Genomic DNA, 22,298 nt, shown 5'->3' with positions numbered 1-22,298 from the left:
CGTGAACACCACCACGCTCGCGCTCATCGAACTGGGCGCGGTGTTCTTCGCGCTCGGATTGCTGGGCCGCCTGGCAGCTCAGTTCGGCATGTCGCCGATCCCGTTCTATCTCCTCGGCGGACTCTGCTTCGGCAGCGGCGGATTCGTCAACCTCGGCGACATCAGCGAGTTCAGTCACTTGGCGGCCGAGATCGGGGTGGTCCTCCTCCTGCTGCTGCTGGGGCTGGAATACACCGCGTCGGAACTCGTCACCGGGCTGCGACGGTCGTGGATGGCCGGGGTCGTGGACGCCGTTCTCAATGCCGCGCCCGGAGCGGTCGTCGCACTGATGCTGGGGTGGGGACCCACCGGCGCGGTTGTGATGGCCGGCGTCACCTACATCTCGTCGTCGGGCATCATCGCGAAGGTGCTGAGCGACCTGGGTCGGCTCGGTAACCGTGAAACGCCGGTCGTGCTCTCGATTCTCGTGTTCGAGGACCTCGCGATGGCCGTGTATCTGCCCATTCTGACGGCGCTGCTCGCCGGCGTCAGTTTCGCCGGTGGACTCGAGGCGGTGGGCATCTCCCTCGTCGTTATCTCGGTCGTCCTCGTGATCGCACTGCGGTACGGCCGCTACGTGTCCGCCCTGCTGGACAGCCCGGACAGCGAGACGCTGCTCCTGAAACTGCTCGGCGCCGCGCTCCTCGTCGCGGGGATCAGTTCGGCGATGCAGGTGTCGGCCGCCGTGGGGGCGTTCCTGCTGGGGATCGCGATCTCCGGTACGACCGCCCACAACGCGAGCCGCGTCCTCGAACCGCTCCGCGATCTGTTCGCCGCGATGTTCTTCGTGGTGTTCGGACTCAACACCGACCCCCGGGCGATTCCACCGGTTCTCGGCTGGGCCGTCCTGCTCGCCGTGGTCACCGCGCTGACGAAGATGGTCACCGGCGCCTGGGCGGCGAAACAGCAGGGCGTCGGGCGGCTGGGCCGGGCCCGGGCGGGGGTCGCGCTGATCGCGCGCGGCGAGTTCTCCATCGTCATCGCAGGCCTGGCATTGTCGGCCGGAGCGGTGGAGAGCGAACTCGTGGCACTCGCCACCGCGTACGTGCTCCTGATGGCCGTCATCGGCCCGGTGGCGGCACGGGTGGTCGAACCGGTGGCAGGGGCCTGGATCCGGGTCCGCACCAGCGCGTAGCGAGACACAGACGACGATGCCCCCGGACTCGCTCGGAGTCCGGGGGCATCGAGGTGTGTTCGTCAGTCCAGGTAGTCGCGCAGCACCTGCGACCGGGACGGGTGGCGCAGCTTCGACATGGTCTTGGACTCGATCTGACGGATGCGCTCACGCGTCACCCCGTAGACCTGCCCGATCTCGTCGAGGGTGCGGGGCTGACCGTCGGTCAGGCCGAAGCGCAGGCGCACGACGCCCGCTTCACGCTCGGAGAGCGTCTCGAGCACCGACTGCAGCTGATCCTGCAGAAGGGTGAACGACACGGCGTCGACGGCGACGACGGCCTCGGAGTCCTCGATGAAGTCGCCGAGCTGGCTGTCGCCCTCGTCGCCGATCGTCTGGTCGAGGGAGATGGGCTCACGAGCGTACTGCTGGATCTCCAGCACCTTCTCGGGCGTGATGTCCATTTCCTTGGCGAGCTCTTCGGGAGTGGGCTCACGGCCCAGGTCCTGCAGGAGTTCACGCTGGATGCGGCCGAGCTTGTTGATGACCTCGACCATGTGCACCGGGATGCGGATGGTGCGGGCCTGGTCGGCCATCGCGCGGGTGATGGCCTGACGGATCCACCACGTGGCGTAGGTCGAGAACTTGTAGCCCTTGGTGTAGTCGAACTTCTCGACGGCACGGATGAGGCCCAGGTTGCCTTCCTGGATCAGGTCGAGGAAGGCCATGCCGCGGCCGGTGTAGCGCTTGGCGAGCGACACGACGAGGCGGAGGTTCGCCTCGAGGAGGTGGTTCTTGGCGCGGTTTCCGTCGCGGCAGATCCAGCTCATGTCCCGGCGCTGGGCGGCGGGGAGCTTCTCGCCGGAATCGGACAGTTCCTGCATGATCTGGGTCGCGTAGAGCCCGGCCTCGATCCGCTTGGCGAGCTCGACCTCCTCTTCGGCGTTGAGGAGGGCGACCTTGCCGATCTGCTTGAGGTAGGCACGGACCGAGTCGGCGGACGCGGTCAGTTCGGCGTCCTTGCGGGCCTGGCGGAGCGCTTCGGACTCCTCCTCGTCCCACACGAAGTCGCCGGAGGCCTTGTCCTTCTCGGACGGCTCCTCGGTCTCCTCGTCCTCGCCGACTGCGACGACCTCGACGACATCGGACTCGACCTCGGCGAGATCGCCCTCGGTGATGTCGATGTCCTCCATGTCGGCGGAGTCTTCGTCGAGGTCTTCGCCGTCCGCACCCTTACCGGCCGTGGCCTTCTTGCCGCCCGCCTTCTTGGCCGCCGCCTTCTTGGCGGGGGCCTTCTTCGCTGCTGCCTTCTTGGCGGGAGCCTTCTTGGCCGCCGGCTTCTTCGCGGGAGCTTCCTCGGCTGCCGGAGCGGTGCCGGTGGCTGCCGCTCCGACTGGTGCTTCCGGTCCTGACTCCGAAGTCGAATCAGCAGTCTGACGTGTATCGGTGGCTGCCACGTACGCCCTTTCGTGACGGTGTCGTGCGGCGTCACGCCAGAGTGGTCATCCGGCGGAGAGGTCTACTGGTTTCGCCGGCGCGCAGCCGGGCTCTTCCATTGTAACGACCCATCCGAATTAGTTACGGAGCGATGCCCGTTTCCACTGCGAGCGCAGCACCGACGATGCCCGCCGTATTCAGCAGCGCAGCAGGTACGACGGGTGTCCTGTTGGTCAGATGCGGGATCCACTTCTCGTTCTTCCGGCTGATTCCGCCGCCGGCGATGAACAGATCCGGCCACAGGAGGTTCTCGAACCGGGTGAGGACGCGGCTCACTTCGCCGGCCCATTCCTTGTACGACAGGTCCTTCTTCTCCTTGACCGAGGACGCCGCCCGGTGCTCGGCTTCCTTGCCGTCCACCTCCATGTGCCCGAACTCGGTGTTGGGAAGCAGGACGCCGTCGTGGAGGATCGCCGAGCCGATGCCGGTGCCGAACGTGAGGAGGATGACGACCCCCTTCGCGTCCTTGCCTGCGCCGAGCGCGTCCTCCCCTATCCCCGCCGCATCCGCGTCGTTGAGGACGGTAACGAGCCGGCCGCCGAGTGCCTCGGAGAACAGCGCGCGGGCGTCCGTCCCGATCCACTTCTTGTCGATGTTGGCGGCGGATCGCGCCACACCGCCGGTGACGACGCTCGGCAGGGTGATACCGACCGGTCCGTCCCATTCTGCCTGGCGGATGATCTCGGCGACGGTCTCCGCGACCGCCTCCGGCGTGGACGGCTGGGGAGTGAGGAGTTTGATGCGGTCCCCGACCAGCTGGCCCGTCTCGAGATCCACGACGCCACCCTTGACGCCACTGCCTCCGACGTCGACACCGAACCCCGTTTTGGTCATGGCGTGTGCTCCTTCGTGTCGACGACGACGTGTTCTCCGGCGCTCTTCTGCTGCTCGTCACACTAGTGTGTCGACGCGTGTTCGGTGGGCGATGACACCAGCCGCGCGAACCGTCAGCGGTGGTGTGAGGCAGCGAAAGTGTGTTCCGATGGGTGGGTGCATGCACCCCAGAGTTCAGAGTCCGCGCCAGGCCATGTCGGCACCGACCCCAGGCGACTGCTCGAGGTCGCCGTGGCGGTGGCCGAGGAAGCCGCCGCCCACGTCCGGGCGCGACGGCCCGAGGTCTTCGGAATCGTCGGGAAGCGAGCGGGATCCGGAGATTCCGTCGCCTCGAAGAGCACCCCGACCGACCCGGTCACGGTGGTCGACACCGAGAGCGAGCAGGTCATCCGCGACCGGCTCGCGGAGCTTCGCCCCGACGACGCGATCCTCGGCGAAGAAGGTGGGGGAGAGGAGGATTCCGTCGCCGAGGTGCGGTGGATCGTGGATCCGATCGACGGCACCGTGAACTTTCTGTACGGCGTCCCCGCGTACGCGGTCTCCGTGGCGGCCCAGATCGACGGGGTGTCCGTCGCCGGGGCCGTGGTCGACGTGGCGGCCCGATCGACCTACGCGGCGGCACGCGGCGGCGGGGCCACCCTCACCGACGCGGACGGGCGGGTGAGCGACCTCCGGTGCAACCCGGTCACCGACGTGTCGATGGCGTTGCTCGCCACCGGATTCGGGTACGGCGCAGCGCGGCGCAAGGCGCAGGGCGCCCTCATCGCGGACATCCTGCCGAGGGTGCGGGACATCCGCCGGATCGGCTCGGCGGCCCTCGATCTGTGCATGGTCGCGGCCGGCCGTGTCGACGCGCATTTCGAACACGGGCTGAGCCCGTGGGACTGGGCCGCGGGGTCGCTGATCGCGACCGAGGCGGGGGCCCGCGTGCGAATCCCTTCCCCGCAGACGTCGAGTGCGGACGGCGACGTGGTGGTGGCCGCGGCCCCCGGCATCGCCGACGCGCTGGACGCGCTGTTCGCCGAGATCGGGGTGGACGCCCCGATCCCGGAACGGTGACCGCCGGTCAGCAGCGGGCGGTGCGCGCCGCCTTCAGCAGGTCGATGTCGAGGGGGGCGGGCTGGCTGCCGGGCGGCGGATCCTTCAGGGACCGCAGGACCTCTTCGGCGTCCGTGTTCGGCGAGATCTTGCGGAAGTAGGTGCCGAGCGCGAGGTCGACCGTGTCGTCGGTGCGGGTGTCCTGGATGAGTTCGGCGCACGGGGCCACCAGCCAGAGCGCGCTGGCGGCCGCGGCACCGTTGGGACCGAACCGCAGCTGACCCTGGCACTGCATGTTCTGGTCGACGTAGACCGGGTCGTTGCCCGCCTGGACGTCGGGTGCGCTCGCGAACCCGTAGTCACTGAGCTGTGCGGCCACCTGCGCCGCCTGGCCGTGCTCGCCGTTGGCGTTGAACACACGCACCTTCGTGGCGGACAGCGCGGCAGGCTCCACGTCCCGCAGGGTCGAACCGTCGACCTTTTCGCCCAGCGCCTGCTGCGGCGGGGCGGCGGGGTCGACGGGTTGCGCGGCCGGCTGCGGAGGGTTGCAGTCGACCGTGGTGGCCAGATCCTCGTCGTCGCCGAGGACGCCGGCCCACACGACGGCCCCGAGCAGGGCGAGGACCGCGAACACCACGAGGATCGGCAGCGCCCGCCGCCGCCGGAACGGACGACCCTTGTCGTCGAGCGGGCTGCCTTCGGTGATCAGTGAAACCACAGTGTGCCTCGACCTCTCCTACGAACTGCGCTTCGTACGTTGCACCCGTACAGCGCACCGATACAGGGCCCGGCCACACGTCGTGGCGCAGGTTCGGCACCTACCTTAGATCCCGGGCACGTCATAACCCCGAACCCGTCCCCGTTGTGGAATGTCACAGCTTGCTGTGGTGTTGGTGACGATTAGCAGACAATTTGCGCGAACGGTCGATTCGGTTACGACTTTTGTACTTCCTTCGGCTACTGTCTGGCGGCCCCAGTCGTTCAAAGCGTGCAGGACGAGGGTCGGCAGAAGATGACAAATGAGGCGTAGATCATGTTTCCGGAGCCTGGTTCCGGGCACGAACCCATCCGCTGCAGCGTTGTGCAGCCGCAGGGTGTGATCTGCGCCGAGGCGGTTTTCGTGTGGACGGTCGACCAGCAATCGGTTCGACGTACCGCACGGGCCGGGATACACCGAAGAGGATGAGGGGAAGGCGACATGGCAACTGACTACGACGCACCGCGGCGAACAGAGTCCGACGAGGTTTCGGAGGATTCGCTGGAGGAACTGAAGGCGCGACGCAACGAGGCTCAGTCGGCTGTTGTCGACGTGGACGAGTCCGACACCGCGGAATCGTTCGAACTGCCCGGCGCGGATCTGTCCGGTGAAGAGCTCTCGGTGCGGGTCGTGCCGAAGCAGGCCGACGAGTTCACGTGTTCGAGCTGTTTCCTGGTGCACCACCGCAGCCGACTCGCCAGCGACGCGGGCGGAGTACTGGTGTGCAGGGACTGCGCAGCCTGAGCGGCGGCGAGTACGAGAGGCGGACGGTGGGAGGCCCACCGTCCGATCAGTCTCCGTCCGTATGCGGGCGGGCACGGTTGACGGCGGACAGCAATTCGGCCGGCCGTCGTGTGCTGATCAACCAGTAGGGGGTCGGGTCCTCGGGGTCGTCGAGCACGATCAGTGCCATCGGCTTGACCCACACCCGGTGTTGCACGAAGGCGGCGGGGTCGAGCTGACGACCGAGCGCCGCACTCTTCGCCGAACCGGGTACCTCGGCGACCCGCGAGATGACATCGAGCGGCAGGTGCGCCTGTCCGACCCGCAGGTGGACACCGTCCGGTTCCTCGACGACCTCGACGCGGAGACGGCTGAGCCAGACGAGTCCCCACACGGGCAGGGGCAGTAGAAGGACGTACGGCAGCCACGCGCGCAGGCCCGGCGCACCCATGTGCACCTCCGCGGCGAGCAGACCGGCGACGAACAAGCCCACTGCCCACCACCAGACGGGCACCCACAGGCGCTCGGAGTACAGCACGGGCGAGGTGTTATCGGTGGGCGCGACTTCGGGCCGGGACGTTTGTGACACCCGACCAGGATAGTCGGTGTCTGAGAGTAGGCTCGGTGCACGTGAGCGACCTATCTCCCGGCCTTTCTCCCGCCGCGACCCCCGCCCTTCCGCCCGTCGCCCTTCAGCGGCTGGACCCCGACATTCAGGTACCGCAGCGTGCGCACGACGGCGACGCCGGTGTCGACCTGTGCAGCACCGTCGACGTGACCATCGAGCCGGGGCGCCGTGTCCTCGTCGGAACCGGCATCGCGATCGCGCTGCCCCTGGGCACGGTCGGGCTGATCCACCCCCGATCCGGGCTGGCCGCGAAGTCGGGTCTGTCGGTGGTCAACACCCCCGGCACCATCGATGCCGGGTACCGCGGCGAGATCAAGGTGTGCCTGATCAATCACGACCTCGAGACCCCGATCGAGATCCGCCGGGGCGACCGGATCGCCCAACTGCTCGTCCAGCGGGTCGAACTGGTGTCGTTCGTCGAGGTCCCGTCGCTCGACGGCACCACCCGCGGCAGTGACGGACATGGGTCGAGCGGAGGCCACGCGAGCCTCGTCGGCAATGCCAGTGAAGGAGCCTGATCATGTTCGGACGTCGTAAGAAGAAGGAAGCCGAGGACGACCGGCCCGGTTTCTTCGAGGACGCCGAGGCCGGCGACGCCGACGCGGATTACGAGGAGGCGGACTACGAGGACGACTACGACGCCGTGACCGAGGTGGACGGCGGTCCGTACGACGCCGACGACCTCGAGTCGGGCGCCGACCTCACCGTCGGTGAGGTGGGAACCCGCCTCGACCTCGGTTCGGTCCTCGTCCCGATGCCGCAGGGCGCCCAGTTGCAGGTCGAGATGGCGCCCGACGGTTCGCCGCAGGCAGTGCATCTCGTCACCCAGCAGGGGCGCATCACCGTGGCGGCGTATGCCGCCCCGAAGTCGCTGGGCCAGTGGCGGGAAGTCGCGGGCGACCTCGCCGAATCGCTGCGCAACGACAACGCGACGGTGAGCGTCGAGAGCGGACCGTGGGGACGCGAGGTCTTCGCCGTCACCCCGAACGCCGACCTGCGCTTCATCGGCGTCGACGGCTACCGGTGGATGGTGCGCTGCGTGGTCGCGGGACCGAGCGGTGGCAACACGGCCGACTCGGAGCTCGTCGCGACCGCCAGGGCGATCCTGCGCGACACGGTCGTGAAGCGGGGCAACGAACCGAACCCGGTGCGGACACCGCTGCCGGTGGTCCTGCCCGAGGCCCTCGCGCAGCAGCTGGCTGCCGCTCACCAGCAGCAGCTGGCGCAGCAGCAGGGTGCTGCTCCGCAGCAGCCCGCGCCGCAGCAGCCGGCTCCGGCGGGTCCGCAGGGCGAGCCGCAGGCGCCCCCCGCGGAGGCCCCGGCGCAGCCGCAGCAGCGTCGCGGCGAATCGGGTTCGGCGATGCAGCAACTCGGTCGCTGAATCCCGGTCCCGGAGATGTGGCGCTCAGATCGTGTGCAGGACCGAATCGAGCGCATCGAGGCTGGCGTAGCCGAGAATCGCCGGGTCGGCGCCGATCTCGTCCAGCGTCACCGTGACGAGGCCCGCGTGCGGTAGTCGTTCGGACCACTCCCGGGCGACCTCGAGGGGATGCACGGCGTCGTCGGTGGCGGCGGCGATCCCCACCGGCACCGTGATGCGCTCGAGGTCGCCCGCGCCGGGGGCGTGGTACTCGGACGCCTCGTCCAGTGCGGCGGGAAGGTGCGGCCACTGCGATCGCCACGATTTCGCCAGTTCCCGGCCCAGCCACGGCGGGCTGGACGCGATCATCTCGGCGGTGACCTGTTCGAGGCCGTCGGCCCGCAGCCGGGCCGCGGTGTACCGGGCGCTGGCGGCGGCGGGAGCGTCCGCGGCGGTCCCGGTCCACGCGGGCAGCGCCGCGAGGACGCCGGCGACGCGATCCGGGTGTGATCCTGCCCACTGCAGCGCCACGGCGGCCCCGATGGACACCCCTCCGACGAGGATGCGTCCGTGCTGCGCGGCCGCGGCGTCGAGCGCGTCGACGTAGCTTCCGACGACTCGCCGGGGATCGGGTTCGACTGCGGCCGTGCGCACTCCACGGCAGGTCAGAGGCTCGGTGAAGGCGCGGGCCACGAAGTCCGCGTCGGATCCCGTACCCGGGAGCACAACGGCCACGCAAGGCCGACTATCAGAGGGCATGTGATGATCCTGCCTCGTCTGTCGCAGCGCTCTTCCGGTGGTGTGGTTGCCGGGAACCAATGGGTCTACAGTGGCGAATACACAGCCCTACGAGCGGCGCGAAGATCTCGCGTCGCACATGCTCCAGGAGCGCGCAATGGCACCCGCCACGGCAGGATATTTTCGTCGGCTGACTCGCAGGCTCACCGAGGACCTCGAGCAGCTGGACGCCGAGGAAATGGCCGAGACGTCTCAGGCGTCCGGCGCACAACGTGCCTGCGACTGCAGCCGCGGCGAAGAGGTCACCATGCTGGGGCGGCTCCGTAGTGTCGAAGCCTGTCCGAAGTCCGGGAACGCCAGCATCGAAGCCGAGTTCTTCGACGGCACGGAACAGATCAAGCTGGTGTGGATCGGCCGGCGGAGGATTCCGGGCATCGAGCCGGGCAAGACCCTGCTGGTTCGCGGACGTGTCGGCGAACGCGACGGCCAGAAGGTGATCTTCAACCCGTATTACGAGTTGCGCGGCGAATCGTAGCGGCCCTCTCGTGTGGCACTCTCGTTGAGTGACCGAAACGAAGCAACAATCCATACTCGAACAGCTCGGTGGGCTCAGCGGGCTGGTCTATTCGACCCTGCCCATCCTGGTTTTCGTTCCGGTCAACGGTGTGTGGGGCCTGGGTCCGGCTATCTGGGCGGCCCTCGGCGTCGCCGTCGCGATTCTCCTCTGGCGCCTCGTCCGCCGCAGCCCCATCCAGCCCGCGGTGTCCGGGTTCGTCGGCGTCGGCATCTCCGCGTTCATCGCGTACCGCACGGGCGATGCCAAGGGATACTTTCTCTTCGGGATCTACACGAGCCTCGCCTACGGGGCGGTGTTCCTGATCTCGATTCTGGTGCGCTGGCCGATCGTCGGCCTGATCTGGGGTTTCCTCAACGGCCACGGCAACCTCTGGCGGCGCCATCGCGGTGCGGTACGTGCCTATGACGTGGCCACCGCAGCCTGGGCGCTGGTGTTCGCGGCCCGGTACCTCGTGCAGTCGCAACTCTACGATTCGGACCAGACGGGCTGGCTCGCGTTCGCGCGCATCGCGATGGGCTGGCCGTTGGCGGGATTGGCTCTCCTGGTGACGATCTGGGCTGTGCGCCGGGCAGACCGGATCGTCGAACCGGCACCGTCGGACGACGCCGGCGAACCGACGGACGACACGGAAGCGGGCGGCCCCCGCGACGAGCCCGGCCGCACCTGAGTGCAGCCCCACGCCGAGGACCGTGTCGGCCCTGACCGGTTGTGCCGGAGACGAAGTCGCCGACCCGATCAGGCCACGAGGTCCTGGTACTCGGGATGCTTCGACACGAACCTCACGACATACGGGCACACCGGGCGCACCCGCAGCCCACGGCGGCGGAGATCGTCCAGGGCCGCACCCACGAGCGTCCGGGCGAGTCCGAGTCCCTCGTACTGCGGATAGATCTCGGTGTGAACGAAAACGTGTACGTCCCCGTCGACTTCGTACTGCTCGATTCCCGCGAGTTCATCGTCGGCGTGGATCTCGTACCGGCTCTGCTGCGGGCTGTCGGTGACGACGATGCTCTCGGGTGTTGCGGTGGTACCCATCGGATCCTCCCGGGTGTCGATCGGTCCCCGCCGGGTCAGGAGAGCCCGACGGCCGCTCGCAGGTCGTCCTCGACGTCCACGGACGCGACGAACAGCAGTTCGTCACCGCCCTCGAGCGGATCGTCCTGCTGCGGCACGATGACCCGTCCGCCGCGGAGAATGGTGACCAGCGCGGCATCGCGGGGCAATTGCAGCTTGCGGACGGGCTTCCCGGCGAGCGGGGTGTTGTCGGGCAGCGTGACCTCGACGAGGTTGGCCTGCCCCTGGCGAAATGTCATCAGCCGCACGAGATCGCCGACCGACACCGCCTCCTCCACCAGCGAGGCGAGCATCCGGGGGGTGGAGACGGCGACGTCGACTCCCCAGGACTCGTCGAACAACCACTCGTTGCGGGGATCGTTGACGCGGGCGACCACACGACTGACCCCGAACTCGGTCTTCGCGAGGAGGCTGAGGACCAGGTTGGCCTTGTCGTCACCGGTGGCCGCGATCACCACCTCGTAGGTTTCGAGGGATGCGGCCTCGAGGCTGCTCAGCTCGCACGCGTCGGCGTGGACCCAGGTCGCCTCGGGCACCGACTCCTGTTCGACGTGCTCGAGCTTGCGTTCGATCAGCATGACGGCGTGTTCGCTGCGGACCAGTTCGCGCGCGATCGAGCGTCCGACTGCGCCGGCTCCTGCGATTGCGACTCTCATCGATTGCTTCCGTTCGGGTGGTCGATCGTGAACATTCTCACTGCCGTCTCAGTTGTCCGAAGGCGGGGGATTGCCCGCGAGCGCGACGGCCTCGGCCACCGTTCCCGACACGGCCGCGATGTACACCTGGTCGTCGGCCTGGAAGACCGTCTTGCGGTCGGGAAGGACGCCGGTGCCGAAGCGGATGATGAACGCGACACGCGAATTCGTCGCCGCCTCGAGTTCGGCGACCGGCCTGCCGATCCAATCCTCGTGCAGGGACAACTCGGTGACCGCGACGGTTCCGGACGGATCGCGCCACTTGGCGGTCTGGCTGTCGCGGGTGAGGGTGTGCAGGAAGCGGTCCGTGGACCACGGGACGGTGGCGACAGTGGGGATCCCGAGCCGCTCGTACACGGCGGCACGCTTGGCGTCGTAGATCCGGGCGACGACGCGCTCCACGCCGAACGTCTCCCGGGCCACGCGTGCGGAAATGATGTTGGAGTTGTCTCCGGACGACACTGCGGCGAATGCCTCTGCGCGCTCGATACCGGACTTGACCAGCACGTCACGGTCGAATCCCATGCCGACGACGGTGCGTCCGGGGAAGTCGGGTTCGAGACGTAGGAATGCGGCAGGGTCGCGATCGATGACCGCGACCTCATGGCCGATCCGGGTCAGCGAGCCAGCGAGGGATGAGCCGACCCGGCCGCATCCCATGATGACCACATACACCTTGTACTCCGTTCATGGGCTCTTACGTCACGTCTCGAGTACGTGCGTACCGAATCGAACCGTACAGTGCCCAGGCGGAAGAGCAACCGAGACAGAGATCGCAATCCGGACACATTGGTGGGTGAGGGTCCAGGTTTTCTGCGGACGGCTTACGCTTTGGCAGTGTCAAAGCTCTCGACCGCCACAAAGCGGCTACTGCTAGGCAGACCCTTCCGGAGCGACAAGCTCGGGCACACGCTGCTTCCCAAGAGGATCGCCCTCCCGGTCTTCGCCTCCGATGCGATGTCGTCGGTGGCCTACGCCCCCGAGGAAATCTTCCTCGTACTATCGGTGGCGGGCATCTCCGCCTACGCGTACACCCCCTGGATCGGACTTGCCGTCGCCGCCGTGATGGCGGTGGTGGTCGCCAGTTACCGGCAGAACGTGCACGCCTACCCGTCGGGCGGCGGCGACTACGAGGTCGCGACCGTCAATCTCGGTCCCAACGCGGGTCTGACCGTGGGCAGCGCCCTGCTGGTGGACTACGTCCTCACGGTCGCGGTCTCCATCTCGTCGGCCGCGTCCAACATCGGTTCGGCGGTGCCGTTCGTGGCCCAGCACAAGGTGCTGTTCGCGGTCGCGGCCATCGTGCTGCTGACTGCCATCAACTTGCGTGGCATCCGTGAATCCGGTGCAGCCTTCGCGATCCCGACATACGCGTTCATCGCCGGCATGGCCCTGATGCTGCTGTGGGGGTTCTTCCAGATCTTCGTCCTCGGCGACGACCTGCGCGCCGAATCGTCCGGATTCGAACTCGAAGCCGAGGACTCCCACCTGTACGGGATCGCGTTCGCGTTCCTGATCGCTCGGGCCTTCTCCTCCGGCTGTGCGGCACTGACCGGTGTCGAGGCGATCAGCAACGGTGTTCCCGCCTTCCAGAAGCCCAAGTCCCGCAACGCGGCCACCACGCTGCTGCTGCTGGGATCGATTGCCATCGTGCTGCTGATGGGCATCATCATCCTGGCCCAGAAGATCGGGATCGTGTACGCGCACAGCCCGGCCGAACAGCTGATCGGCGCCCCCGCCGGGTATCACCAGAAGACTCTGATCGCGCAGATCGCGGAGACGGTGTTCGGCGGTTTCCCCATCGGCTTCTATTTCATCGCGATCGTGACGGCTCTGATCCTCGTGCTGGCCGCCAACACGGCCTTCAACGGGTTCCCCGTGCTCGGCTCGATCCTCGCGCAGGATCGCTACCTGCCCCGTCAGCTGCACACCCGCGGCGACCGCCTGGCGTTCAGCAACGGCATCCTGTTCCTGTCCGGGGCGGCGATCGCGTTCGTCGTCCTGTTCGGCGCCGAGGTGACCAAGCTGATCCAGCTGTACATCGTCGGCGTGTTCGTCTCGTTCGTGCTGAGCCAGACGGGCATGATCCGGCACTGGACCCGGCACCTGAAGACCGAGAACGACCCGGCTCAGCGCCGGCGGATGCACCGCTCCCGGGTGATCAACTCCATCGGCCTCGCCATGACCGGCGCCGTCCTGATCATCGTGCTCATCACGAAGTTCGCGGCAGGCGCCTGGATCGCGATCGTGGCCATGGTCGCCATCTTCGTCGTGATGAAGATGATCCGGAAGCACTACGACAGCGTCGCGCGGGAGCTCGAGGAACAGGAATGGGACGGGGTGCTGCCCAGCCGGACTCACTCCATCGTCCTCGTCTCCAAGCTGCACATGCCGACGATGCGGGCGCTCGCCTATGCCCGGGCCACACGGCCGGACACACTCGAGGCGATCACGGTGAACGTCGACGAACCCGACACCCGGGCGCTCGTGCGCCAGTGGGAGAAGACCGACATCGCGGTGCCGCTCAAGGTGATCGAGTCGCCGTACCGCGAAATCACCAAACCCGTGCTCGACTACGTGCGGCGCGTCCGGAAGGATTCGCCGCGGGACGTCGTCACCGTGTTCATCCCCGAGTACGTGGTGGGGCACTGGTGGGAGCAGATCCTGCACAACCAGAGTGCGCTGCGGCTCAAGAGCCGCCTGCTGTTCCAGCCAGGTGTGATGGTCACCAGCGTTCCGTGGCAACTGAACTCGTCCGAGAAGGCGAAGACACTGAACATCGAATACACGGCCGGGGCGTCACGCCGCGGCTACGAACCCGACGACAAGTGACGGGCGAGAAGCGTTGAGTGAGAACTGGTCGGACCGCCGCTTCGAACTGCGGCTGGGAAATCCCGGGCACGGCGGTTTCGTCGTCGCCCGCCATGAGGGCCGCGTGGTCTTCGTGCGGCACGGACTGCCCGGCGAGCGGGTGATCGCCCTCGTCACCGAGGATCGCGGCGGGTCCTACTGCCGGGCCGACGCGATCGAGATCCTCGACGCGTCCCCGGAGCGGGTCACCCCGGTGTGCCCGGTGTCGGGTCCGGGCGGCGCGGGGTGTTGCGACTTCTCGCACGCGAGCCTGCACGTGCAGCGGGACATGAAGGCGCAGGTCGTGGCCGAGCAGTTGGCGCGGCTCGCACGTGTGCAGCGGGACGTGGACGTCGAGGAACTGCCCGGCACCGGAGACGGCACCGGCTGGCGCACGCGGGTACGGCTCGCCGTCGACCCGGACGGCCGCCCCGGCTATCACCGGCACCGCAGTTCCGGGATCGTCACGGACCTGGCGTGCCCGCAGATCGAGTCGGCCGCCTACGACGGTGTGAGCGAGCACGATTGGAAGCCCGGCAGCGAGGTGCAGATCGTCCTCGACGGCGCGGGGGAGCGGCACGTGGTCGAGATCGCTCCGCCGAAGGTGTCGCGGACCGGCCGCACGAGTCCCGGGCGCCGCGGTGCCATGGCTCGCCGCGCCGCCAGCGGTGCGCCACGCTCCGAGCGGGTGGTCGTCGGATCGGGTCGCCCGGTGGAGCGGGTGCGCGACCGGGAATGGGCGCTGGCCGCCACCGGGTTCTGGCAGGCGCATCGCGGGGCCGCGGAAACGTATTCGGCAGTGGTCGCCGAATGGGCCGGGATGTCCGCGGGCGAGACCGCATGGGACCTGTACGGGGGAGTGGGTGTGTTCGCCGCCGCCCTCGCCGGCGATGCCGGGCCGTCCGGACACGTGGATTCCGTCGAGTCCTCACGCCAGGCCGTGTCGGACGGGAAGGCCGCGCTCTCCGACCTCCCGCAGGTGCGGTTCCACTCCGACCGGGTAGAGCGCGCCGTCTCCGGGCTCGCCTCCCCGCCGCAGGTCGTGGTGCTCGATCCGCCGCGTGCGGGTGCCGGGCGTGACGTGATCGACGCGGTCGCCGCCGCGGGCGCCGAGCGGGTCGTGCACGTGGGATGCGACCCGGCGTCGTTCGCCCGCGACATCGGTCTGTACCTCGCGCAGGGATATCATGTCGACGAGCTGCGCGCGTTCGATGCGTTCCCTCTCACCCATCACGTGGAGTGCATCGCGTTGCTGACGCGCTGACAGCGGCGCATCGTTACCGAACGCAACAAAACGTTATAGTCGGCCCGCAGGTAGTGGGTGTGTGGGACGGGGACTGGATGTCGGTACAGGCAGATACTGCGCAAGCGCTCGTCGATGCGGTGTTCGCACTCGGGCGGTCGTTGCGGGCGGTCGTCTCCGCGAGCGGCGAGACCCCGATCCCGCCCGCGTTGACGAGCGTGCTCTTCGTGCTCGCCGCCCGGGGGGAGTGCCGCCAGAACGAACTGGCCGCCGACCTGTGCGTCAGTCAGTCCTCGCTGAGCAGGCAGATTTCCGAACTGGTCGACGCGGGATACGTGTCGCGCGCCGCCGACCCCCACGACAAGCGTGCCTCCCGCATTCGGGTGTCGCCGAACGGGATGGACATTCTGCGCGAGACCACCGAGCGCCGGGCCGAACGGCTGCGCGGCATGCTCGAAGGCTGGTCCCAGGAACAAGCACTCGCGGCGGTGACGTCGCTGACTCAGCTCAACGACACGTTCGCCGCGTCGGTCCAGCAGCGGGGCCCGCGGGTCTAGACCAGACGCCACCGCACCCGGACGTCGACGCGCGTCGGCTTCTCGCCGCGTTCGACGGCGATCGGGGAGTCGGCCGCCGCGAACGCCTTCGCGACCGGCCGCGGCGGCACGTCCCCGGTGTCGACTTCCGAGATGTCGAGCACCTCGCCCAGTGCACGACGTGACAGCGAGGCATACTGCTCCGCCTTGGCGAGGGCATCGGCCCAGGCCCGGTCCCGAGCGGACGCCGTCAGCGCGGCAGGGTCGGAGAAGTCGAATTCGAGTCCGCCGAGCCGGATGTCGTCGCCACCCGCGCCGACGCAGGCGGCCACCACCTGCGCCGACGACGACGCGGACGCCCCGGCCTCGCGGACGGTGATCTGCAGCGTCGTCGCGGCGGTGTAGCCGGTCACCTCGCTGCCCCGGCCCTCGGTCCACGTGGTCTCGGAGTGCACGGAAAGGCCGGTGGTCGCGAGGTCGGGCCCCGAGACGCCGTACCCGCGCAGGGTGTCCGTGACCGCCGTGGTGGACCGGGCGACGGCCTCGAACGCATCGGCCACCGCGGGACGTGTCGCGGTCACGGTGACGGTGGCGCGCACGAGATCCGGAATCGCCGACACGATTCCGGATCCGCGTACCGTCACCGATCTCTCGGCGTGATCCGTCGCCACCGTCAGGACTTACGGTTGTACAGGCGCATCGTCAGGGGTCCGAAGATCACCACGAACCCGGCGCACCACCCGAACACGATGGCGAGATCCGCCATCTCCACCGTCCCGGCCATCAGCCCGCGAATGGACGTCACCAGCTTGCTGATCGGGTTGACGCCGACGAAGGCCTGCAGCCAGCCCGGCATCGTTGCGGGGTCGACGAAGATGTTGCTGGCAAATGTCAGCGGGAACAGGATGAACATCGACACCCCCATGACCGCCTGCTCGGTACGCATGAGCATCGCGAACATCGTCCAGATCCAGGACAGGCTGAACGAGAACAGCAGCAGCAGGCCGATCGACGCCACCACACCGACGAGCCCGCCGTCCGGGCGGAACCCCAGGACGAGCCCCAGGAGCAGGACGATGATCGAGGCTATCGTGTAGCGGACGACGTCACCGAGCAACGCGCCCACGAGTGGAGACGGACGCCAGATCGGGAGCGACCGAAACCGGTCGAACACCCCCTTCTCGATGTCCTTGTTGAGCGTCAGGCCGGTGTACATGGTGATCATGACGACCGTCTGCACCAGGATGCCCGGCAGCAGGAACTGGACGTAGGCGCTGGTCGAACCGGCCAGCGCACCCCCGAAGAGGTACGTGAACATCAACGTGAACATGATCGGGAACATCGTCACGTCGAACAGTTGCTCGGGGACGTGCTTGATCTTGAGCAGAGCTCGCCAGCCGAACGAGAGCGAGGTGGACCACGCGGTGGGTCTCGCGGGCCTCGGGCCGGGCATCTTCAGGACGTCGGCGACCGCGGTGGCGGTGTCGGTGGTCCGGTCGGTGGTGGAGGTCATGACGCATGCTCCTCGGTGGGTCGGCCGGTGAGGGAGAGGAAGACTTCGTCGAGGCTCGGTTGCCCCAACGCGAATGTGCTGACGGCGATTCCGGCGTCGTCGAGTGCGGGCAGCGCCCGCGCGACCCGGGCCGGGTCGTCGATACGGGCGGTCAGGGCGGCCGGGTCGGCTTCTTCGACGATCGGCACCTCGAGCACGTCCCGCAGCAGCGCCGCCGCGGCGGGACGGGTGGCGATGTCGGTGACCCGCACGTGCAGGGCCCCGGATCCGACGGAGGCCTTCAGTTCGCCGGTGGTGCCCTCCGCGATGACCTTGCCGTGGTCGATGACGGCCACCCGGTCGGCGAGTTGATCGGCCTCGTCGAGGTACTGCGTGGTCAGCAGCACCGTCGTTCCGCCGGCCACCAGCGCGCGGACGATCTCCCACACCTGATTGCGGCTGCGCGGGTCGAGACCGGTGGTGGGCTCGTCGAGAAAGATCATCTCGGGAGTGACGATGATGCTGGCCGCGATGTCGAGCCTGCGGCGCATACCACCGGAGTAGTTCTTCACCTGCCGGTTGCCCGCCTCGTCGAGCCCGAACGCGGTCAGCAACTGTTCGGACCGGGTGCGGGCCGCCGCGCGGGAGTACCCGTACAACCGGCCGAGCAGCAGCAGGTTCTCGCTGCCCGTCAGATCCTCGTCGAGCGAGGCGAACTGTCCGGTGAGGGAGACCTTGCTGCGCACGGCGTCCGGCTCGCTCGCGACGTCGTGGCCCAGCACGGTGGCCGTTCCACCGTCGAGGGGCAGGAGCGTGGCCAGCATCCGGATCGCGGTGGTCTTGCCCGCGCCGTTCGGTCCGAGGACGCCGTACACGCCGCCGAGGGGGACGGCCAGATCCAGGCCGTCGACAGCGTGGGTGGATCCGAACGTCTTGACGAGTCCCGTCGTCTCGATGGCCAGCTTTGTCGCTGTGAGCATTGCACCCTGCTTTCGATTCGAGCGTCGTCGATTCCGAGCCCCAGCCTGTCCGATTTTTCCGGTTCGGGCAATCGGATTTTCCCGTGGGCGATCCTCGATCAGGGCCGAAGCAGCGACCGCAGAATCACGTCGAGTTGCTCATAGGCGCCGGCAGCCAGTCGTTCGAGAAGGGCGAGTTTGAGTCCGGGCTCCGTCGCGGCCATGTCGGCATACCGATCCGCGGGGAGAACGGCGACGGTGACCTCGGAGTCGGCGCACACGTCATTGAGAAAGCGTAGGTCCAGCAGCATAGTCATCTCGCCGAAGGTCATGCCCGTCGACAGGGTCATGATCCGGTACACGGCGCCCCCGGAATCGGTGACCCTCATGCTGACCCGGCCCGAGAGGATCAGGAACAGCCCGCACGCCCGGTCGCCTCGCTGGATGATCTGCTCGTCGCGAGCGAACGTGCGGATGTCGAGGTCGCGGGTGAGTCGCCGCAACTGTTCCGGTCGCAGCCCGGCCAGCACCGGATGGTGCGCGACGTCGATGGTCGCCGGCTGGCGAAGGGCGGCGCAGTGCCGATCGAGGAGGGTGTCCTCGGACCACTGCAATGCGGCTTCGAGGTCGGCGAACACCCGGCCGCCCGCACCGGTGAGATCCGAATGCGTGTAGCCGAGCAGGGCCGCGGGATCGACGAGGGCGACCGCGCAGCCGCGACGGGTGAGTTCGTCGCGCAGACTCTCGAGCATGCGGCGCGCGATGCTGCCGACGTCGTCCACCCGCCGCACGTCGACCACCACGACCTCGAGCTCGTTCTCGACCCCGCCGATCTCGCGCACCGCGGACTCCGCGCCGGCGAAGAGCAGGTCCCCGTGCAACTCGTAGATCCGGCTGCGCTTGCCGACGTCGTCGAGGGCGGCCCGCTCGGCGGGAGTGCGCCGCATCCGCGACGGACTGTCGACGACGGAGTACGTGGCACGGATCGCCGACCGGGCGGCGCGGGTGACGTGCAGGAAGTGCAGCTCCAGGTCGTTCGACAGGGCCCGGCACGCCTCCACCCCGCGCACGCTGTTCCCGTGCGCGTCGAGGCGCGGCGAGTAGACGGCGATGCCGATCTGGCCCGGCAGGACCGCGACGATGCCGCCGCCGACGCCGCTCTTGGCCGGCAACCCCACCTCGTACACCCACTTGCCTGCGGCGTCGTACATGCCGCACGTCGACATCACGCTCAGGACGCGCTCGACGAGGGCCGGTTCGAGAACGGTGTCCCGGGTGACGGGGTTGACGCCGTTGTTCGCCATCGTCGCGGCCATCAGGCTCAGGTCCCGGCACGTCACGTCGATGGAGCACTGGCGGAAGTAGAGATCGACCGCCTCGTCGGGGTCGCCGGTGATGATGTCGAACGAGCGCAGCATGTGGCCGATCGCCCGGTTGCGGTGCCCGGTCCGTGACTCGGACTCGTACACCGACCGGTTGAACGTCAGGTCCCGTCCGGCGTACCGGGAGTACGCGGCCCGGATCCGTTCGAACCTCGAGTCCAGGTCCGGGCCGGCCACCAGCGACGCGGCGGTGATCGCCCCGGCGTTGATCATCGGATTGCGTGGTCGCTCCGTCCGCGGGTCGAGGCTGATCTCGTTGAACGGTTCCCCGGACGGTTCGACGTCGATCTTCTCGGCGACCGCGTCGGACCCGCGGTCGGCCAGCGCCAGGGCGTACGTGAACGGTTTCGAGATGGACTGGATGGTGAAGGGCAGGCGGGTGTCGCCGACCTCGTACACGTAGCCGTCCACGGTGGCGATGCAGATTCCGAACGAGTCGGGGGCGACGGCGGCGAGTTCGGGAATGTAGTCGGCGAGCTCGCCGCTGCGGTTCCCCCGGGTCGCGGCGAAGACTTTCCCGATCAGCGCGTCCACGACGGTGCTCATGAGTCGACCCTAGAGGCTGTTCACGACGCTGTCGGGTGTTCCGCGGGGCCCGTCCGGCGGCACAATTGTGTGAAGCCGGTCACGGTCGTGGCCGGGATGCCCGAGGACGAGCCCGCGATACCGGGCCGCACCGGCCCCTACCGTGTGTCCCGCACTCCGGCGGCTCCGTAGACTGGTTCCACTGTGACGTGACACGAAGCCACGGCAGAGGCACGCAAGGCCGCGTGCATCACGGAGGGAGCGATCTCGTTGGGTGTTCTTGCCCGTATCCAGACGCCTGACGATCTTCGTCAGCTGAATTCGGCGGAGATGAAGCAGCTCGGCGCGGAGATTCGTGAGTTCCTCGTGCAGAAGGTCGCGGCGACCGGTGGTCATCTCGGCCCCAACCTGGGCGTCGTCGAACTGACCCTCGCGTTGCACCGCATCTTCGAGTCGCCCGCCGACCCGATCATCTTCGACACGGGCCACCAGGCGTACGTCCACAAGATCCTCACCGGTCGCAAGGACGATTTCGACTCGCTCCGCAAGCAGGGTGGCCTGTCCGGGTACCCGTGCCGGGCGGAGAGCGATCACGACTGGGTCGAGTCCTCGCACGCATCGGCGTCGCTGTCGTACGCGGACGGCCTCGCGAAGGCCTTCGAACTGACCGGTCAGGACCGCCACGTCGTCGCCGTCGTGGGTGACGGTGCGCTGACCGGCGGCATGTGCTGGGAGGCCCTGAACAACATCGCGGCAGGCAAGGACCGCTCGGTGGTCATCGTCGTCAACGACAACGGCCGTTCCTACGCACCGACCATCGGTGGTCTCGCCGACCACCTCGCCGCCCTCCGCCTCCAGCCGGGATACGAACGCATCCTCGACAGCGGCCGCCGGATGGTGAAGAAACTTCCCTGGGTGGGTCGCACCGCCTACTCGGTCCTCCACGGCATGAAAGCGGGCCTCAAGGACGCCGTCGCCCCGCAGGTGATGTTCACGGACCTGGGCATCAAGTACCTCGGACCGGTCGACGGACACGACGAGGCCGCGCTCGAATCCGCGCTGCGCCGCGCGAAGGCGTTCGGTGGCCCGGTCATCGTCCACGCCGTCACCCGCAAGGGCATGGGTTACGCGCCCGCCGAGAACCACGTCGCCGATCAGATGCACTCGACCGGCGTGATCGACCCGCTCACCGGTAAGGCGACCGGGTCGGCGTCCGCCGACTGGACGTCGGTGTTCTCGGCCGAGCTGATCGATCAGGCGAGTCACCGGCAGGACATCGTGGCGATCACCGCGGCGATGGCGGGCCCCACCGGTCTCGCCGCGTTCGGCGAGAAATACCCCGACCGGATGTTCGACGTCGGGATCGCCGAGCAGCACGCCGTCACGTCGGCGGCCGGCCTCGCCCTGGGCGGCCTGCACCCGGTGGTCGCGGTCTACTCGACGTTCCTCAACCGCGCGTTCGATCAGCTGCTGATGGACGTGGCGTTGCTGAAGCTTCCCGTCACCCTCGTTCTCGACCGCGCGGGTATCACCGGCAACGACGGCGCCAGCCACAACGGCATGTGGGACATGTCGCTGCTCGGCATCGTCCCCGGAATGAAGGTCGCGGCTCCCCGCGACACCGCCACCCTGCGGGAGGAACTGGACGAGGCGCTGGCCGTCGACGACGGTCCGACCGCGCTCCGGTTCCCGAAGGGCACCGTCGGCGACGACGTACCCGCGGTGAGCCGCCTCGACGGCGTCGTCGACATCCTTCGTGCCCCCTCCGGGCGGAACGACGTGCTCGTCGTGTCGGTCGGCGCGTTCGCCGGTCTCGCGCTCGCCGCGGCGGAACGCCTGGAACAGCAGGGCATCTCGGCGACTGTCGTCGACCCGCGGTGGGTCCTGCCGGTCCCGGAGTCGCTGGTGAAGCTCGCCGAGGACTACACGATGGTCGTCACCGTCGAGGACAGCGGACTGCACGGCGGTGTCGGTTCCACCGTGTCCGCCGCGCTGCGGGCGGCGGGGGTCGACGTCCCCTGTCGTGATCTCGGTGTTCCGCAACAGTTCCTCGACCACGCGTCGCGCGCGCAGATCCACGCCGAGCTGGGCCTCACCGCGCAGGACGTCGCCCGGCAGATCACCGGATGGTTCGCCGGCCTCGGGAACCTGCGCCCCGAGCAGCAGAACGGCGTCGTCGCCGACCTCGATGCGCAGCGCGCGGAGAAGCAGCAGGGCTGAGCCGTTGCACAGAAATC

23 protein-coding genes are annotated in these 22,298 nt (G+C 68.4%); 11 read left to right on the top strand and 12 right to left on the bottom strand.

What is annotated here, in order from left to right; translation table 11 throughout:
• Position 1: 1 nt before the first annotated feature.
• A complete protein-coding gene (locus QM841_RS10350; protein WP_005261095.1) occupies positions 2–1,174 on the top strand; it encodes a cation:proton antiporter in 1,173 nt (390 codons plus the stop codon).
• Between the two features lie 62 nt (positions 1,175–1,236).
• Here the strand turns inward: QM841_RS10350 and QM841_RS10345 are convergent, their stop codons facing one another.
• Positions 1,237–2,610 (bottom strand): RNA polymerase sigma factor, encoded by a 1,374-nt coding sequence (locus QM841_RS10345; RefSeq protein ID WP_105414588.1) that lies wholly within the window; start codon positions 2,608–2,610, stop codon positions 1,237–1,239.
• A 121-nt stretch (positions 2,611–2,731) separates the two neighbouring features.
• Complete coding sequence (gene ppgK, locus QM841_RS10340) at positions 2,732–3,484, bottom strand: polyphosphate--glucose phosphotransferase (protein ID WP_283331910.1); 753 nt, start codon at positions 3,482–3,484, stop codon at positions 2,732–2,734.
• Between the two features lie 156 nt (positions 3,485–3,640).
• Between ppgK and QM841_RS10335 the strand changes: the two genes are divergently transcribed.
• Positions 3,641–4,543, top strand: a complete 903-nt coding sequence (locus QM841_RS10335; RefSeq protein WP_283331909.1) for an inositol monophosphatase family protein — start codon at positions 3,641–3,643, stop codon at positions 4,541–4,543.
• Between the two features lie 7 nt (positions 4,544–4,550).
• Here the strand turns inward: QM841_RS10335 and cei are convergent, their stop codons facing one another.
• Positions 4,551–5,240, bottom strand: coding sequence for an envelope integrity protein Cei (gene cei / locus QM841_RS10330; RefSeq protein ID WP_105414591.1), 690 nt, complete (start codon positions 5,238–5,240; stop codon positions 4,551–4,553).
• A gap of 480 nt (positions 5,241–5,720) precedes the next feature.
• On the opposite strand from cei, the gene QM841_RS10325 reads away from it, so the two are divergent.
• Positions 5,721–6,023, top strand: coding sequence for a DUF4193 domain-containing protein (locus QM841_RS10325; protein WP_005240850.1), 303 nt, complete (start codon positions 5,721–5,723; stop codon positions 6,021–6,023).
• A 46-nt stretch (positions 6,024–6,069) separates the two neighbouring features.
• On the opposite strand, the gene QM841_RS10320 is transcribed toward QM841_RS10325, so the two are convergent.
• Positions 6,070–6,540, bottom strand: coding sequence for a DUF3093 domain-containing protein (locus tag QM841_RS10320; protein WP_283331969.1), 471 nt, complete (start codon positions 6,538–6,540; stop codon positions 6,070–6,072).
• Positions 6,541–6,626: 86 nt separating this feature from the next.
• Here QM841_RS10320 and dut point away from each other — a divergent pair, with 86 nt between their 5' ends.
• Entirely contained in the window at positions 6,627–7,148 is a 522-nt protein-coding gene (gene dut / locus QM841_RS10315) for a dUTP diphosphatase (RefSeq protein WP_283331908.1), read from the top strand.
• A gap of 2 nt (positions 7,149–7,150) precedes the next feature.
• Entirely contained in the window at positions 7,151–8,011 is an 861-nt protein-coding gene (locus QM841_RS10310) for a DUF3710 domain-containing protein (protein WP_283331907.1), read from the top strand.
• A 24-nt stretch (positions 8,012–8,035) separates the two neighbouring features.
• Here the strand turns inward: QM841_RS10310 and QM841_RS10305 are convergent, their stop codons facing one another.
• The gene (locus QM841_RS10305; RefSeq protein ID WP_283331906.1) at positions 8,036–8,749 is read right to left on the bottom strand and encodes an alpha/beta fold hydrolase; all 714 of its coding nucleotides are present in this window, start codon (positions 8,747–8,749) and stop codon (positions 8,036–8,038) included.
• Positions 8,750–8,885: 136 nt separating this feature from the next.
• Between QM841_RS10305 and QM841_RS10300 the strand changes: the two genes are divergently transcribed.
• Positions 8,886–9,263, top strand: coding sequence for an OB-fold nucleic acid binding domain-containing protein (locus QM841_RS10300; protein WP_005240856.1), 378 nt, complete (start codon positions 8,886–8,888; stop codon positions 9,261–9,263).
• A gap of 28 nt (positions 9,264–9,291) precedes the next feature.
• Positions 9,292–9,972, top strand: a complete 681-nt coding sequence (locus tag QM841_RS10295) for a DUF3159 domain-containing protein (RefSeq protein WP_283331905.1) — start codon at positions 9,292–9,294, stop codon at positions 9,970–9,972.
• Between the two features lie 68 nt (positions 9,973–10,040).
• On the opposite strand, the gene QM841_RS10290 is transcribed toward QM841_RS10295, so the two are convergent.
• From QM841_RS10290 to QM841_RS10280, 3 genes are read right to left on the bottom strand one after another with little or no spacing between them, the layout of a single operon-like run.
• Positions 10,041–10,340, bottom strand: a complete 300-nt coding sequence (locus QM841_RS10290) for a GNAT family N-acetyltransferase (RefSeq protein ID WP_105414639.1) — start codon at positions 10,338–10,340, stop codon at positions 10,041–10,043.
• A gap of 35 nt (positions 10,341–10,375) precedes the next feature.
• Positions 10,376–11,035, bottom strand: a complete 660-nt coding sequence (locus tag QM841_RS10285) for a potassium channel family protein (RefSeq protein ID WP_283331904.1) — start codon at positions 11,033–11,035, stop codon at positions 10,376–10,378.
• Between the two features lie 48 nt (positions 11,036–11,083).
• Complete coding sequence (locus QM841_RS10280; protein ID WP_005240869.1) at positions 11,084–11,749, bottom strand: potassium channel family protein; 666 nt, start codon at positions 11,747–11,749, stop codon at positions 11,084–11,086.
• Between the two features lie 162 nt (positions 11,750–11,911).
• On the opposite strand from QM841_RS10280, the gene QM841_RS10275 reads away from it, so the two are divergent.
• The 3 genes from QM841_RS10275 to QM841_RS10265 all read left to right on the top strand — a co-directional run bounded on the left by QM841_RS10275 (position 11,912) and on the right by QM841_RS10265 (position 15,724).
• A complete protein-coding gene (locus tag QM841_RS10275; protein WP_025432406.1) occupies positions 11,912–13,906 on the top strand; it encodes an APC family permease in 1,995 nt (664 codons plus the stop codon).
• A 13-nt stretch (positions 13,907–13,919) separates the two neighbouring features.
• Positions 13,920–15,188, top strand: a complete 1,269-nt coding sequence (locus tag QM841_RS10270; protein ID WP_283331903.1) for a class I SAM-dependent RNA methyltransferase — start codon at positions 13,920–13,922, stop codon at positions 15,186–15,188.
• Positions 15,189–15,265: 77 nt separating this feature from the next.
• A complete protein-coding gene (locus QM841_RS10265) occupies positions 15,266–15,724 on the top strand; it encodes a MarR family winged helix-turn-helix transcriptional regulator (RefSeq protein WP_005240874.1) in 459 nt (152 codons plus the stop codon).
• Here QM841_RS10265 and QM841_RS10260 read toward each other — a convergent pair.
• The 4 genes from QM841_RS10260 to glsA form a co-directional block, all read right to left on the bottom strand.
• Positions 15,721–16,380, bottom strand: coding sequence for an SIMPL domain-containing protein (locus tag QM841_RS10260; protein ID WP_317567526.1), 660 nt, complete (start codon positions 16,378–16,380; stop codon positions 15,721–15,723). The genes QM841_RS10265 and QM841_RS10260 overlap by 4 nt on opposite strands.
• Positions 16,377–17,216: an ABC transporter permease gene (locus QM841_RS10255; protein WP_280783319.1), complete on the bottom strand. Its 840-nt coding sequence runs from the start codon at positions 17,214–17,216 to the stop codon at positions 16,377–16,379. The genes QM841_RS10260 and QM841_RS10255 overlap by 4 nt, the downstream gene beginning before the upstream one ends.
• Positions 17,213–18,175 (bottom strand): ATP-binding cassette domain-containing protein, encoded by a 963-nt coding sequence (locus QM841_RS10250; protein ID WP_283331901.1) that lies wholly within the window; start codon positions 18,173–18,175, stop codon positions 17,213–17,215. The genes QM841_RS10255 and QM841_RS10250 overlap by 4 nt, the downstream gene beginning before the upstream one ends.
• Before the next feature lie 98 nt (positions 18,176–18,273).
• Positions 18,274–20,082, bottom strand: a complete 1,809-nt coding sequence (gene glsA / locus QM841_RS10245; protein ID WP_283331900.1) for a glutaminase A — start codon at positions 20,080–20,082, stop codon at positions 18,274–18,276.
• Between the two features lie 249 nt (positions 20,083–20,331).
• Between glsA and dxs the strand changes: the two genes are divergently transcribed.
• Positions 20,332–22,281, top strand: coding sequence for a 1-deoxy-D-xylulose-5-phosphate synthase (gene dxs / locus QM841_RS10240; protein WP_283331899.1), 1,950 nt, complete (start codon positions 20,332–20,334; stop codon positions 22,279–22,281).
• Positions 22,282–22,298: the final 17 nt, after the last annotated feature.

The organism is Rhodococcus sp. IEGM 1307 (assembly GCF_030056915.1).
Taxonomy (GTDB): domain Bacteria; phylum Actinomycetota; class Actinomycetes; order Mycobacteriales; family Mycobacteriaceae; genus Rhodococcus_F; species Rhodococcus_F opacus_D.
Note: the sequence above shows the minus strand (reverse complement) of the source record. Positions and strands in the feature narration are given on the sequence as shown.

Bases quoted from the DNA above. Each gene is read 5' to 3' on its own strand.
- ppgK (WP_283331910.1), bottom strand. From the start codon at position 3,484: ATGACCAAAACGGGGTTCGGTGTCGACGTCGGAGGCAGTGGCGTCAAG.
- QM841_RS10325 (WP_005240850.1), top strand. From the start codon at position 5,721: ATGGCAACTGACTACGACGCACCGCGGCGAACAGAGTCCGACGAGGTT.
- QM841_RS10310 (WP_283331907.1), top strand. From the start codon at position 7,151: ATGTTCGGACGTCGTAAGAAGAAGGAAGCCGAGGACGACCGGCCCGGT.
- QM841_RS10305 (WP_283331906.1), bottom strand. From the start codon at position 8,749: ATGCCCTCTGATAGTCGGCCTTGCGTGGCCGTTGTGCTCCCGGGTACG.
- QM841_RS10300 (WP_005240856.1), top strand. From the start codon at position 8,886: ATGGCACCCGCCACGGCAGGATATTTTCGTCGGCTGACTCGCAGGCTC.
- QM841_RS10290 (WP_105414639.1), bottom strand. From the start codon at position 10,340: ATGGGTACCACCGCAACACCCGAGAGCATCGTCGTCACCGACAGCCCG.
- QM841_RS10285 (WP_283331904.1), bottom strand. From the start codon at position 11,035: ATGAGAGTCGCAATCGCAGGAGCCGGCGCAGTCGGACGCTCGATCGCG.
- QM841_RS10265 (WP_005240874.1), top strand. From the start codon at position 15,266: ATGTCGGTACAGGCAGATACTGCGCAAGCGCTCGTCGATGCGGTGTTC.
- QM841_RS10255 (WP_280783319.1), bottom strand. From the start codon at position 17,216: ATGACCTCCACCACCGACCGGACCACCGACACCGCCACCGCGGTCGCC.
- QM841_RS10250 (WP_283331901.1), bottom strand. From the start codon at position 18,175: ATGCTCACAGCGACAAAGCTGGCCATCGAGACGACGGGACTCGTCAAG.
- glsA (WP_283331900.1), bottom strand. From the start codon at position 20,082: ATGAGCACCGTCGTGGACGCGCTGATCGGGAAAGTCTTCGCCGCGACC.